Raw genomic sequence first — 13,638 nt, 5'->3', positions numbered from 1 at the left:
CCCCCGGTGGACCCCGCCCTGATGCGCGACGCCTGCGCGCGCATGGACGGCGCGGACCTGCTGGGCGAGGGCGGGGCGCTGGGCCCGCGCACCGCGGCGCTGACCGCGGTGCTCGAGCGCGGCGGCGACCCGGTGGCCGACGCCGCCCTCGCCCGCGCGCTGGGCCGTCGGCTCGAGGCGCTGGCCGAGGCCGGCGGCCTGCACGATCCCGCCCGCCTCGCCGCCGCAGCATGCGCGCCGCTGCCGATCCTGCGCGGGCGCGCGGTCTTCGACTCGGCCGACCTGCCGAGCCCCTCGGCGGAGGCCCGCGCGTGACCCCCTCAGTCCCGACCCCCGTCGCCGCCCGGCCCCTCGCCGGGGGCGCCGTCGTTCGGCCCGCCCGCGTTCTCGTTGGGCCGGCCGCGGCGCAGGCGCGCCTCGACCGCGGCGCGCGCGGCGGCCTCGGTCGCCCGGTCGGCGCGCCCCTCGGGGCGGCGGCGCCGGCGGCGCATCAGCGCCCAGACGAACACCGCCGCGATCAGCGCGAAGGGCGCCAGCCGCACCAGGGCGTCCAGGCCCTGCGTCTCCTCTCCCGTCATGGGACCTCCGTCGTCCGTTCCGGGGGGCGTCCGGGCGCCTGCCCCGATCTCGCCCGAATTTTGGACCGGGTTTCGTCCGCTTCGCCCAGAAAAGGACGGAATAGTTGTCGGTCCGTTCCTTCAAACCGTTGTAAAAGGTGGAAAACCAGCATGAACAGTGCTTGGATTCCCGCAGACCGCCCCTATGTCGAGCCTCGGAACGTTAACCGAAACGAGGAGACGACGACATGGCCGACGGCAACCGCAACGGGACGAATCCCCTTCTGGCCTTCATCGTCGGCGCCCTCCTGGTCGTGGCCGTGGGCGGCGGGATCCTCGCCTACACCGGCAACCTCCCGACCGGGGCCGGCGACGACGGCACGTCCGTCACGGTCAAGCTGCCTGACGTGGACGTCAAGAAAAACTGATCCAGCGGCGCGGCGCGCGGCCCCCACGGGCCCGCGCGCCCGCATCCCGGCCGCGCGCCGGACGACGGAAGGGGCCCTCTGATGCTCCTCCTCACCTGCCCCCACTGCAACGTCTCCGCCGAGGAGACCGAGTTCCACCCCGGCGGCGAGGCGCATCTCAAGCGCATCGGCCCCGACGGGGACGACGACGCCTTCATGGGCTACCTGTTCGAGCGTCGGAACCCCAAGGGCGTGCATTTCGAACGCTGGCGCCACGTGTTCGGCTGCGGGAAGTGGTTCCACGTCGCCCGCTGCACCGTGACGCTGGAGGTGTTCGGCGCCTATCCCGCGAACGTCTCCGCCCCGCCCGCCGACATCATCGAGAAGATCCAGGCCCGTCGCCCCGGCTGGACGCCCGAAGGGGAGGACGCCTGATGGCCCGTCGCCTGCCGCAGGGCGGTCGCCTGATCGACCGTTTCCGCCCGCTGCCCTTCGACTGGAACGGCAAGCGGATCGAGGGGGTCGCCGGCGACACGCTCGCCTCGGCGCTGCTCGCCAACGACCAGGTCCTGATGGGCCGCTCGTTCAAGTATCACCGCCCCCGCGGCGTGGTCGGCTCCTCGTCCGAGGAGCCCAACGCCCTGGTCGCCGTCGGCGCCGGCGCCCGCCGCACGCCGAACCTGCGCGCCACCACCACCCAGCTCAAGGTCGGCATGCAGGTCGAGAGCCAGAACCACTGGCCCAGCCTCGCCTTCGACGTGGGCGAGCTGAATGCGCTCGCCGCGCCGGTCTTCCCCGCGGGCTTCTACTACAAGACCTTCATCCACCCCCGCCGGGCGTGGAAGCACGTGTTCGAGCCCTTCATCCGCCAGGCCGCCGGCCTCGGCCGCGCGCCCACCGAGGGCGACCCCGACCGCTACGAGCACTTCCACTACGAGACGGACGTGCTGGTGGTGGGCGGCGGCGTCTCGGGCCTTGCCGCCGCGCGGGCCGCGGCGGGCGCCGGCGCGCGGGTGCTGCTGGTCGAGCAGGGCGCCTTCTGGGGCGGCCGCGCGCCGACAGACGGGGTCGAGATCGACGGCCTCGCCGCCGCCGACTGGGTCGAGGCCCAGGTGGCGGAGCTGGAGGCGGCCGGTGCCGTCCTGCGCCTGCACACCCAGGCCGCCGGCGTCTACGACCACGGCTACGTCCTCGCCTCCGAACGGCTGGAGGAGGCGCCCGAGGGCGGCCCCGCCCTGCGCGAGCGCCTGTGGCGGATCCGGGCGAAGCGCATCGTGCTCGCCTCCGGCGCCATCGAGCGGCCGGTGGCCTTCGCCGGCAACGACCGTCCCGGCGTGATGCTGGCCGGCGCCGTGCGCGACTTCCTCGACCTCTACGGCGTCGCGGTCGGCGAGCGGGTGGTGGTGGCCGCCAACAACGACGACGCCTACCGCACCGCCCTGGCCCTGCACGAGGTCGGCGTGAGCGTCCCCGTCGTGCTCGACGCGCGCGAGGCGCCGATGGGCCCGCTGGTCGAGGCCGCGCGCGAGGCCGGGATCGAGGTCCGCCCCGGCTTCGGCCCGATCCGCGCCGAGGGCCACGCCCGCGTGACCGGCCTCGTCGTCGGGCGCGTGGACGGCGACGGCGTGGGGATCGAGCGGATCGCCTGCGACGCGGTCGCCGTCTCCGGCGGCTGGTCGCCCGCGGTGCACCTGTGGAGCCACTGCGGCGGCAAGCTGACCTGGGACGAGACCGCCCTCCAGTTCCGCCCCGACCCCTCGCGCCCCCCGACCGGCGTGGACGGGCAGGGCTTCGTCCTGTGCGCCGGCGCCGCGAACGGCGAGCTTCATGCCGTCGCCTCCCTGGCGGACGCCGCCGGGGCCGGCGCGAAGGCCGCCCTCGGCGCCGGCGCGCAGGGCGCGTCGCCGCCCGAGCCCGTCGCCTCGGCGCCGGACGAGGGCGCGATCGTCCCGCTGTGGACCTGCCCCGCGAAGATGCCGCCGAAGCTCGCCGCCAAGGCCTTCCTCGACTTCCAGAACGACGTGAAGGTCGCCGACGTGCAGCTCGCCTCCCGCGAGGGCTACGTCTCGGTCGAACATGCCAAGCGCTACACCACGCTGGGCATGGCGACCGACCAGGGGAAGCTGTCGAACATCCCCGGCCTCGCGGTGCTGGCCGCCGCCCGCGGCGCCCCGATCCCCGAGGTCGGCACCACCACCTTCCGCCCGCCCTACACGCCCCTGACCTTCGGGGCGATCACCGGCTCGGCCAAGGACGAGCTCTTCAAGCCCACCCGCCGCACGCCCATCGACGCCTGGCTCGACCGCCACGGCGCCCAGTGGGAGCCCGTGGGCGACTGGCGCCGCCCCTACGCGATCCGCAAGCCGGGCGAGAGCACGGAAGAGGCGGTGCACCGGGAGATCCTGGGCGTCCGCCGTTCGGTCGGCATCCTCGACGCCTCGACGCTCGGCAAGATCCTGGTGAAGGGCCCGGACGCGGCCGAGTTCCTCGACCGGCTCTACACCAACATGATGTCCACCCTGAAGCCGGGCCGCTGCCGCTACGGGCTGATGTGCACCGAGCAGGGGTTCCTGTTCGACGACGGCGTCGCCGCGCGGCTGAGCGAGGACAGCTTCCTCGTCCACACCACCACCGGCGGCGCCGACCGGGTCCACGCCTGGATGGAGGAGTGGCTGCAGACCGAGTGGTGGGACCTCAAGGTCTACGTCGCCAACGTGACCGAGCAGTGGGCCCAGATCGCCGTCGCCGGCCCCAACGCCCGCAAGGTGCTGGAGAAGGTGAACGCCGCCGGCGGCGGCGGCATGGACGTCTCGAAACAGGCGCTGCCGTTCCTCGCCTGGGCCGAGGGCAAGCTGGGCGGCTTCGACGCGCGCGTCTACCGGATCAGCTTCTCGGGCGAGCTGTCATATGAGATCGCCGTCCCCGCCTCCCAGGGCCAGGCCCTGTGGGACGCGCTGCTCGAGGCCGGCGCCGAATACGACGTCCAGCCTTACGGCACCGAGGCCCTGCACGTGCTGCGCGCCGAGAAGGGCTTCATCATGATCGGGGACGAGACCGACGGCACGGTCACGCCGCTGGACCTCAACCTCGGCTGGGCGGTGTCGAAGAAGAAGCCCGACTTCATCGGCAAGCGCGGCCTGCAACGCGCCGACCTGACCCGCCCCGACCGCCTGCGCCTGGTGGGGCTGGAGACGGAGGACCCCCAGACCGTCCTGCCCGACGGCGCCCATGCCGTCGAGGGCAAGCTGCCCGACGGGCGGGAGCGGACCATCGGCCACGTCACCTCGACCTACTGGTCCCCGACGCTCGGCCGCTCCATCGCCATGGCCATCGTCGAGAAGGGCCCCGAGCGGATGGGCGAGGTCCTGACCTTCCCCGTCCCGCACGGCCAGCCGATCCGGGCGAAGATCGTCTCGCCCGTCTTCTTCGACCCCGAGGGGGAGCGCAACGATGTCTGATCCCGCCGTCGCCTGGTCCCGCGTCCGCGACCGCGGGATGATCGGGATCCGCGCCGACCTGTCCGTGGGCGTGGCGCGCAAGGCCCTGCAGAAGGCCTGCGGCGTCCCCGTGCCCGAGGTCCGCAAGCTGTCGCTCAAGGACGGCCGGGCGCTGGCCTGGATGAGCCCGGACGAGCTGATGCTGATGCTCCCCAAGGCCGAGGTCCCCGCCGCCCTCTCCGCCCTGGCCGAGGGGCTGGAGGGCCGCCATCACCTGGCCGTCGACCTCTCCGACGCCCGCGCGGTGTTCCGGCTCGAAGGCCCGGGCGCGCGCGAGGTGCTGGCCAAGGGCGCGCCGGTGGACCTGTCGCGCGCGGCCTTCGGGCCGGGCGACTTCCGCCGCACCCGCCTGGGCCAGCTCGCCGCCGCCTTCGGCCAGGTCTCGGACGAGCCGGAGGCGTTCGAGATGGTCTGCTTCCGCTCCGTCTCCGCGCATGTCGAGCGCTGGCTCGACCTCTCCACCGCCTCCGGCAGCCTGCCCGCGGTGTTCTGAGGCCCGCCGCGGGGCGCCTGCGCGCGCGCCCCGCGATCCGGTCCCCCGCCTTGCGATTCCCGGCCCGCGGCGACCCCCGCGGCGGGCCATGCATTTTGTGAAATGCTGCATTGCGGCGAGGGAAGATCGACCCCCTCGCACCGTCCCTTCAGGACGCTCCGCCGACCGTCTCCGGCGGCCCGGCTTCCGCGCGAAACGACCAAGTCGCGCTGCTAAAGTCGTTTTTCCCCAAGGTCATGAACGGACTCGTTCAGCAATTTTCAAAGCCGTTTCAAAGGTTTGGACAATCGCCATCTGACGCGAACGTCATCGCGCCGAAGGGCGCCGTCTGGGACAACCCTGCTGACCCAGCCATGCGCCGGGCGCAGAGCGGATATCGAAAATACCGCACTGCACAAAACGGTAAGGAGTTCCGATTATAACAGCCAAGCAAACGACGCATGTCGCCCCGCATGACGCGGACCTCGGGACGGAAACGAGACCAGCGCCGGGGCGAAACAGGACCGGAGACGACCGATGACCAACACCGTGACCCACGTCGAGATCGCCAAGATCGAGAACGACGCCCGCCGCCTGCGCGCCGCCGCCATGCGCGACATGGTCCATGGCCTGGGCGCCTGGCTGCGCGGCCTGTTCGGCGGCCAGCACGCCGCCGGCGCGCACCGCGCCTGACGACCGCGGCCCCCCGGGGCCGGACGAAACATCGCCCCGAGGCCCCCGCGGCCCGGGCGAGAGAACGCACCGCCAAGGGTCCTCCCTCCTGCGGCGGTGCGGAACAGGGACGAAGGGTCCTCCCTCCCGACGTCCTTGCGAGACCTCCGGTCCCCCGCCGCTCTCCTCCCTTGCGGCCGGACCGGACGGTCCGTGCGCCCCGGCCGGTCCTCCCTCCGGTCGGGGCCCTCGAAATCCGCCGCGCCGGGACCTCCCTCCCGGTTCGGCGGCGAGACAGGGGCGAAGGGTCCTCCCTCCCGCCGCCCCTGCGAGACCTCCGGTCCCAAGCCGCGCTCCTCCCTGCGGCCGGACCGGGCGGTCCTTCGCCCCGGCCGGTCCTCCCTCCGGTCGGGGCCCTCTTCTTCCGCCGCGCCGGGACCTCCCTCCCGGTTCGGCGGCGAAACAGGGGCGAAGGGTCCTCCCTCCCGCCGCCCCTGCGAGACCTCCGGTCCCCCGCCGCGCTCCTCCCTGCGGCCCGACCGGACGGTCCTTCGCCCCGCCTGGTCCTCCCTCCAGGCGGGGCTTTTTCTTTCGACCTGTCTGCAAAGCGCGTTGGTCCGCAGCGAGCCCGGTGCGATGACTGCTGCGCCCGGCTCGCATGTCCGCTTTCGGGTGACGGGGGCGCCATGCGGGCCGATCCAAGCATTCAGGAGGGCCGATATTTTGCAGATCAGACCGGAGCCCCTTCGAAAATACTGGGAGTCCATCGCTGCGGCGATCGAAGAGCTTGGCGGCGACGTGCAAGACCTTCGCATCGGCGCCCCGGCCTCCCCGGAGGCTGTCGATGCCGTCGAGCGCCGGCTCGGCCTCGCGCTGCCGGACCCCTTCAAGACTGTCCTCATGGGTTTCTCCGGGAGCGCCGCTTTCCGTTGGTCCATGCCCAGCGAGCTCCAACTGCCCGATGAATTCAGGGAGATATTCTGCGGCGACATCAGTTGGTCGCTCGAGCGACTTGCCGACGCCGAAGAGAGCCGTCGAATCTGGGTCCGGGAGTGTTTTCCCGATCCGAGCGACGCGTATGACCGCCACTGGCACGACAAGCTGGCCTTCTACGAAGTCGGAAACGGCGATCACCTGGCCGTCGACTTATCCAGCGAGCACCTGGGAGCTATCGTCTACCTGAGCCACGATGACGGCAAGGGGCACGGTCTTGCGATGGCGGACTCCTTCGAACGCCTCATCCTGCACTGGAGCCTGATTGGAGGCGTCGGAGGCGAAGATTGGCAATGGATTCCGTTCTATGACCCCCAGTCTTCCAAGATCGACCCATACGGTGAAGCGGCTCGGCGGTTCCGAGACTTGATTGGATTCGGCTTGCCGGAGAACGTCTAGAGCATCGACCAAGCCGACGCTGGCTGAGCTTGCCCGAGCGGCCGCTTCGTCCGCATAGCGGACGAACGCGGTTGGCGGACGCGCCCTTTCGCTCTCGGGCGCCGCGACGCGCCGGCCCCTCCGCCGCCGGGCCGAGCGTCCCCCCAACCGCCCCCGCGCGACCATATGCGTCCCTACGGCGCCTCATGCCCGTGTTGCGCCGCAGCAGCGGTTTCGCTAGCCAACGTCCGACCGGTCGATGACGCGCCCCCTCCGCGCGCCGGCCCGCCCGATGACCGCGGCCCAGGCCGCCCCGCCCAGAGCCCCCCGGTCCTGCCGGACCGTCCGCCCCAAGCGCGGCGCCCCGCCCGGGCGCCCCAGGAAGCCGCCGCCCCGGGCCCCGCGCCCGCCGTCGGCCCGGCCCCCGAGCAGGAGCGCCCATGACCCGCCTCGCCGCCTATCGCGATTCCTGGATCGGCAATCCGCGCGCCGATCTCCTCTCCGGCCTGGTGGTGGCGCTCGCGCTGATCCCAGAGGCCATCGCCTTCTCGATCATCGCGGGCGTGGACCCCAAGGTCGGGCTCTACGCCTCCTTCTCCATCGCGCTGCTGACCGCCATCGCCGGCGGCCGGCCAGGGATGATCTCGGCCGCCACCGCCGCCACCGCGGTGCTGATGGTGACGCTGGTGCGCGACCACGGGCTCGAATACCTGCTCGCCGCCACCGTGCTGGCGGGGGTCCTGCAGGTGCTGGCGGGCGCCGCGCGGCTGGGGCGGCTGATGAAGTTCGTCTCCCGCTCGGTGATGACGGGCTTCGTCAACGCGCTCGCCATCCTGATCTTCATGGCCCAGCTGCCCGAGCTGACCAACGTGACCTCGATCACCTATGTCCTCGTCGCGGCGGGGCTGGGGGTGATCTACCTCTTCCCCCTGCTGACCAAGGCGATCCCCTCGCCGCTGGTGTGCATCCTGTTGCTGACCGCGGTCTCGCTGGGGCTGGGCCTCGACGTGCGCACCGTCTCCGACATGGGGGAGCTGCCCACCGCCTTCCCCGCCTTCGCGCTGCCCGACGTGCCCTTCACGCTCGAGACGCTGCAGATCATCCTGCCCTATTCGCTTGCCGTCGCCGCGGTCGGCCTGCTCGAGAGCCTGATGACCGCCAACCTGGTGGACGAGCTGACCGACACCCCCTCCAGCCGCACCCAGGAATGCGTGGGGCAGGGGATCGCCAACTTCTGCACCGGCTTCATCGGCGGCATGGCTGGCTGCGCGATGATCGGCCAGTCGATGATCAACGTGAAGTCCGGCGGGCGCGGGCGGCTGAGCTGCGCCTTCGCGGGCGTGATGCTGCTGATCTTCTGCGTGGTGCTGGGCGACTGGGTGGGGCTGATCCCGATGCCGGCGCTGGTTGCGATCATGATCATGGTCTCGGTCGGCACCTTCTCCTGGTCCTCGATCAAGGACCTGCGCAGCCATCCCCGCTCCTCCTCGGTGGTGATGCTCGCGACGGTGGCGGTGGTGGTCTACACCCACAACCTGGCGCTGGGCGTGCTGACCGGCGTGCTTCTGTCGGGCATCTTCTTCGCCGGCAAGATCGCCCAGATCTTCCGCGTCACCTCCCAGGTCTCGGCCGACGGCCGCCACCGCACCTACAAGGTCGAGGGGCAGGTGTTCTTCGCCTCCTCCGAGCGGTTCGCCGCCAGCTTCGACTTCCGCGAGGCGCTGGAAAAGGTCACCATCGACGTGACCGCGGCCCATATCTGGGACATCTCTTCGGTGGCCGCGCTCGACATGATCGTGCTGAAGTTCCGGCGCGAAGGGGCCGAGGTGGAGATCCTCGGCCTGAACGAGGCCAGCGAGACCATCGTCGACCGCCTGGCCATGCACGACAAGCCCGGCGCGCTCGACCGCCTGGCCGGACATTGATCGCCTGAAGGCGAGAGGGAGGAGAGCATGAGCGGCAAGCTGGTCGCCCTGGTCGACGGGTCCGAGTATTCGCGCAGCGTGTGCGAGCACGCCGCCTGGCTGTCGACGCGCACCGGCCGCTCGGTCGAGCTGCTGCACGTGATCGGGCGCCGCCACGCGGCGACCGGCGACTTCTCGGGCGCCATCGCGCTGGGCGCCCGCACCGCCCTGCTCGAGGAGCTCTCGGAGCTCGACGCCCGCATGGCCCGCCTCGCCCAGACCCGCGGCCGCGCGATCCTCGAGGACGCCGAGGCGATCCTGAAGGGGCAGGGGGTCGAGGTCTCGTCCCGCCTGCGCATCGGCGACCTGCTCGACGAGGTGCAGGAGGCCGCGGCCGACGCCGACATGGTGGTGATCGGCAAGCGCGGCGAGGCCGCCGACTTCGCCAAGGGCCACCTCGGCTCGAACCTCGAGCGGGTGGCGCGCGCCGCCGACCGCCCGGTCTTCGTGGCCTCGCGCGCCTTCAAGCCGATCCGCAAGGTGATCGTGGCCTTCGACGGCGGCGCCGCGGCGCTGAAGGCGGTGGACCACATGTCCCGCTCGCCCACCGCCGTCGGCCTGACCTTCCGCCTGGTGACGGCGGGCGCCGACACGCCCGAGGCGCGCCGCGCCCTCGACGGCGCCGCCGCGATCCTCGCGGGCGCCGGCCTCGCCGTCGAGACCGCGATCGTCGGGGGCCCCCCCGCCAAGGCCGTCGCCGAGGCCGCCGAGGCCTGGGGCGCCGACATGATGGTGATGGGCGCCTACGGCCACTCCCGCATCCGCTCGATGATCATCGGATCGGTGACCGAGGAGCTGCTGCGTGGCTGCCGGCTGCCGGTGTTCCTGTTCCGCTGAACGCGGGGAGGGAGCGGAGAGGAGGCGCCCTGCGGGCGGGCTTGGGCCTGCGGGTTCGGGCGCGACCGGACTTCGGGGGTCGGGAGCCTCCGGCGGGCTCCTGACTCACCAAAGAACAGGGGGCCGCGCCTGTCCTTCGGAGCCGTCTCTCGCTGAAGATGCCTGAGCGACTCGTCGGGAGGGGGCAAGGACAAGCCCCGCCCAAGGGCGGGGTCGCTTCGCGATCCCTGACCCCTCCCGCCGAGTCGCTCTGATCGGCATCAGCGAGAGACGGCTCCGAAGAACAGGCGCTTCGCGAGGACCTCCGTGCGTCGCGCCGGGCGCCTGGGGCGGGCGGCGGAGGGGGAACGGCGACCGGCGGGGCGGTCGCCGCGGCCGCGTCAGCCGGCGCGCCGGCGACGTCCGGCGGCGCCCAGCGCGCCGATCGCGCCGACCAGCAGCAGCGCCGTCGCCGGGATCGGCACGGCCGCGTCGCCGCCGTCCAGGGACGGGGCCGAGAACGAGGTGCTCGACAGCTGGATCGCCGCGCCGCCGCTGCCGTAGGGCGAGGCGAGAGTCGTGCCGGTGATCGTGTAGCTGCCGGCCGCGAGCATCGCCTCGCCCGAGCTCCAGACGTCGCTCGCCAGCGCGACGTCGAAGTCGGACGTGCTTTCGCCCAGAGCGGTCGGGACCGAGGTTTCGCCCAGCAGCTCGCCGTTGGCGTAGAAGGCGAACTGATCGCCCGAGATGTAGGCGTCGGTCACCACGAGATACGCCGGATCGACGATCGTGAAGGTGAACTCCGTGTCCCAGGCGGAGCCCGTCTGCGCGAAGCTGAACGACTGCCAGCCGCCGTCGAGGGTCAGGGTCTGGGGGAAGGCCGAAACGGGTCCGGCGACGCAGGCCAGCAGCGCGGCTGCGGCGAGAGGCTTTGCAAACATGGGATCCTTCCACGCCTCGCCGTCAGGCGAGTCCTTCGAGAACGCAAAAGCGGACGATCCGTTAATTAATATGAATGAACACGCGCGGCGCAAGCCTCTCGGCGCGCAAATCCGTGGAAACGGGGCCCCCGACGCGCGGCACGGGCGCGCGCCGGGCTCGGCCCGCCCGCTCCCTCAGCGCTTCTTGCTGCTCGAGCCCCGGTAGGCCCGCGTGCCGGGCTTGCCGGCGGTGGAGCGGCCCTTGGCCTTCGTCGCCTCCTCGGCGGCGGCGTCCACCGCGGACTGGCGGGCGAGCGGGTCGTCGGCGATGGCGAGCTCCACCGCCTCCAGCCGCTTGACCTCGTCGCGCAGGCGCGCGGCCTCCTCGAACTCCAGGTTCTCGGCGGCCTTGAGCATGTCCTTGCGCAGCGCGTCGAGATGCGCCTGCAGGTTCGCGCCGGGCTTGGGGCCCCGGTCCACCTTCGCGGTGATCCGGGCGGCGTCGGTGTCGCCCTTCCACACGCCCTCCAGCACGTCCTCGACGTTCTTGCGGATCGTCTGGGGGGTGATCCCGTGCTCTTCGTTGTAGGCCTGCTGCTTCTCGCGCCTCCGGTCCGTCTCGCGCATCGCCCGTTCCATCGAGCCGGTGATGCGGTCGGCGTACATGATCACCTTGCCGTCGGCGTTGCGCGCCGCGCGCCCGATGGTCTGGATCAGCGAGGTCTCGGAGCGCAGGAACCCCTCCTTGTCCGCATCGAGAATGGCCACCAGCCGGCACTCGGGGATGTCGAGCCCCTCGCGCAGCAGGTTGATGCCGATCAGGATGTCGAAGGCGCCCAGCCGCAGGTCGCGGATGATCTCGATCCGCTCGATCGTGTCGATGTCGGAGTGCATGTAGCGCACCCGCACGCCCTGTTCGTGGAGGTACTCGGTCAGATCCTCGGCCATGCGCTTGGTCAGCGTGGTGCACAGCACCCGGCCGCCCTCCTGCGCCACGCGCTTCACCTCGTCCAGCAGGTCGTCGACCTGCGTCTCCACGGGCCGGATCTCGACGGGCGGATCCAGCAGGCCGGTGGGGCGGATCACCTGCTCGGTGAAGACGCCGCCGGTCTGCTCCAGCTCCCACGCGCCGGGGGTGGCGGAGACGAAGACCGACTGGGGGCGCATCGCGTCCCATTCCTCGAACTTCAGGGGGCGGTTGTCCATGCAGCTGGGCAGGCGGAAGCCGTGCTCGGCGAGCGTGAACTTGCGCCGGTAGTCGCCCCGGTACATGCCGCCCAGCTGCGGCACCGTCACGTGGCTCTCGTCCGCGAAGACCAGGGCGTTGTCGGGGATGTATTCGAAGAGCGTGGGCGGCGGCTCCCCCGGCCCGCGGCCGGTGAGGTAGCGGGAGTAGTTCTCGATGCCGTTGCACACCCCCGTGGCCTCCAGCATCTCGACGTCGTGGTTGGTGCGCTGCTCCAGCCGCTGGGCCTCCAGCAGGCGGCCTTCCTTCACCAGCTGGTCGAGCCGGGTGGCGAGCTCGGCCTTTATGCCCTTCACCGCCTGCTGCATCGTCGGGCGGGGGGTGACGTAGTGGCTGTTCGCGTAGATGCGCACCTTCTGCAGGGCGGCGTTCTTCTCTCCGGTCAGGGGATCGAACTCGACGATCGACTCGAGCTCCTCCCCGAAGAAGGAGAATCGCCAGGCGCGGTCCTCGAGGTGGGCGGGCCAGACCTCGAGGGAATCGCCCCGCACCCGGAAGGTGCCGCGGGCGAAGGCGGCGTCGTTGCGGCGGTACTGCTGGGCGGTCAGCTCGCGCATCACGTCCCTAAGATTGTACTCGTTTCCCGCGATCAGATCCTGGGTCATCGCCCCGTAGGTCTCGACCGCGCCGATGCCGTAGATGCAGCTGACCGAGGCCACGATGATCACGTCGTCGCGCTCCAGCAGCGAGCGGGTGGCGGCGTGGCGCATCCGGTCGATCTGCTCGTTTATCTGCGATTCCTTGGCGATGTAGGTGTCCGAGCGCGGAACATAGGCCTCCGGCTGGTAATAGTCGTAATAGGAGACGAAATACTCCACGGCGTTGTTCGGAAAGAACCGCTTGAACTCGCCATAAAGTTGTGCGGCAAGCGTCTTGTTCGGGGCGAGGATGAGCGCGGGACGCTGCGTCTGTTCGATCACCTTGGCCATGGTGAAGGTCTTGCCGGTGCCCGTGGCGCCCAGCAGGACCTGGTCGCGCTCCCCGCTCTCGACGGCGGCCGAGATCTCGGCGATCGCCGTGGGCTGGTCGCCCGCCGGCTCGTAGTCGGTGACCATCTCCAGTCGGACCCCGCCCTCGAGCTTCTCGCGCTTGCGCGGCTCGGGGATGGTGACCATCGAATCCACCGACATCCTTAACCCTCTCTTCACCGTTTTACCCGAGATTGCCCTTGTCGCCGGGTTAATCAAGCGCCCGGCGGAAAAACGGAGGGTCAAGAGAGAACCCCACGCGATGACACGCATAGGTTGAAATTCTTGTTGTCCACGCGTCCGCAAGGGACGTATGGTTCAAGTGGAGCAACAAGAAAGATCGCCGGCCGGGCGCGGCACCACCCACCCCACCCCTCGCTCCCAAGCGTTCGGTCGGCGATCACCCCTAACCTCGGACGACACGTCCGAAGGACAATGCGCTGAGGACGTCGCCGAAAGGTGAACGTTTCGCCGGTCCCCCCAAGGGCGACCGGCTTTTTCTTTGCGCGGGCGGGTTTCGACTGCGGGGCGGAGGGGGGATAGCCGGGCGGACGGGGCGGCGGAGCGTCCGGCGAATCGCGCTCCCTTGTGAAGCGCGACGGAATGCATCGGGGCGGGAGGCCGTGCAAGCGGTCGTCGTTCGCCGCGGCGCGTCTCGGAGGGCCGCCGGCAGGCCGCCGCCCGCCAGGCTCCCTCGCCCCGAATCTCCGAGCCGGCCGCGGCGTGCCCCCATCGCGAACCCGCGACC

12 protein-coding genes are annotated in these 13,638 nt (G+C 71.3%); 9 read left to right on the top strand and 3 right to left on the bottom strand.

All coding sequences use genetic code 11. From position 1 onward, the window contains the following. Positions 1 to 6 precede the first annotated feature (6 nt). Complete coding sequence (locus P2H44_RS15975) at positions 7 to 315, top strand: hypothetical protein (protein ID WP_275764920.1); 309 nt, start codon at positions 7 to 9, stop codon at positions 313 to 315. Between the two features lie 5 nt (positions 316 to 320). On the opposite strand, the gene P2H44_RS15970 is transcribed toward P2H44_RS15975, so the two are convergent. Further along, positions 321 to 578 (bottom strand): hypothetical protein, encoded by a 258-nt coding sequence (locus P2H44_RS15970; protein WP_275764919.1) that lies wholly within the window; start codon positions 576 to 578, stop codon positions 321 to 323. A gap of 227 nt (positions 579 to 805) precedes the next feature. Between P2H44_RS15970 and P2H44_RS15965 the strand changes: the two genes are divergently transcribed. From P2H44_RS15965 to P2H44_RS15930, 8 genes are all read left to right on the top strand, one after another. Next, complete coding sequence (locus P2H44_RS15965; protein ID WP_275764917.1) at positions 806 to 985, top strand: hypothetical protein; 180 nt, start codon at positions 806 to 808, stop codon at positions 983 to 985. 81 nt (positions 986 to 1,066) lie between these two features. Further along, entirely contained in the window at positions 1,067 to 1,399 is a 333-nt protein-coding gene (locus P2H44_RS15960) for a sarcosine oxidase subunit delta (protein WP_275764915.1), read from the top strand. After that, entirely contained in the window at positions 1,399 to 4,422 is a 3,024-nt protein-coding gene (locus P2H44_RS15955) for a sarcosine oxidase subunit alpha family protein (RefSeq protein WP_275764913.1), read from the top strand. The genes P2H44_RS15960 and P2H44_RS15955 overlap by 1 nt, the downstream gene beginning before the upstream one ends. Beyond that, the gene (locus P2H44_RS15950; protein ID WP_275764912.1) at positions 4,415 to 4,954 is read left to right on the top strand and encodes a sarcosine oxidase subunit gamma; all 540 of its coding nucleotides are present in this window, start codon (positions 4,415 to 4,417) and stop codon (positions 4,952 to 4,954) included. Before P2H44_RS15955 ends, P2H44_RS15950 begins: the two co-directional genes overlap by 8 nt. A gap of 516 nt (positions 4,955 to 5,470) precedes the next feature. After that, on the top strand, positions 5,471 to 5,626 hold the full coding sequence (locus tag P2H44_RS15945; protein ID WP_275764911.1) for an RSP_7527 family protein: 156 nt from the start codon (positions 5,471 to 5,473) through the stop codon (positions 5,624 to 5,626). 702 nt (positions 5,627 to 6,328) lie between these two features. Then, a complete protein-coding gene (locus tag P2H44_RS15940) occupies positions 6,329 to 6,997 on the top strand; it encodes an SMI1/KNR4 family protein (RefSeq protein ID WP_275764910.1) in 669 nt (222 codons plus the stop codon). 419 nt (positions 6,998 to 7,416) lie between these two features. Next, positions 7,417 to 8,901 (top strand): SulP family inorganic anion transporter, encoded by a 1,485-nt coding sequence (locus P2H44_RS15935; RefSeq protein ID WP_275764909.1) that lies wholly within the window; start codon positions 7,417 to 7,419, stop codon positions 8,899 to 8,901. 27 nt (positions 8,902 to 8,928) lie between these two features. Continuing rightward, positions 8,929 to 9,777, top strand: a complete 849-nt coding sequence (locus P2H44_RS15930) for a universal stress protein (RefSeq protein WP_275764908.1) — start codon at positions 8,929 to 8,931, stop codon at positions 9,775 to 9,777. A gap of 380 nt (positions 9,778 to 10,157) precedes the next feature. Here P2H44_RS15930 and P2H44_RS15925 read toward each other — a convergent pair whose 3' ends face one another. Beyond that, entirely contained in the window at positions 10,158 to 10,697 is a 540-nt protein-coding gene (locus P2H44_RS15925) for a VPLPA-CTERM sorting domain-containing protein (RefSeq protein ID WP_275764907.1), read from the bottom strand. A gap of 174 nt (positions 10,698 to 10,871) precedes the next feature. After that, positions 10,872 to 13,052, bottom strand: coding sequence for an excinuclease ABC subunit UvrB (uvrB, locus tag P2H44_RS15920; protein ID WP_275764906.1), 2,181 nt, complete (start codon positions 13,050 to 13,052; stop codon positions 10,872 to 10,874). Positions 13,053 to 13,638 lie beyond the last annotated feature (586 nt).

Origin of the sequence: Albimonas marina, assembly GCF_029223255.1 — a bacterium.
Taxonomy (GTDB): Bacteria; Pseudomonadota; Alphaproteobacteria; order Rhodobacterales; family Rhodobacteraceae; genus Albimonas.
The sequence above is the reverse complement of the archived record's forward strand: the minus strand, read 5'-3'. Positions and strand labels throughout refer to the sequence as shown.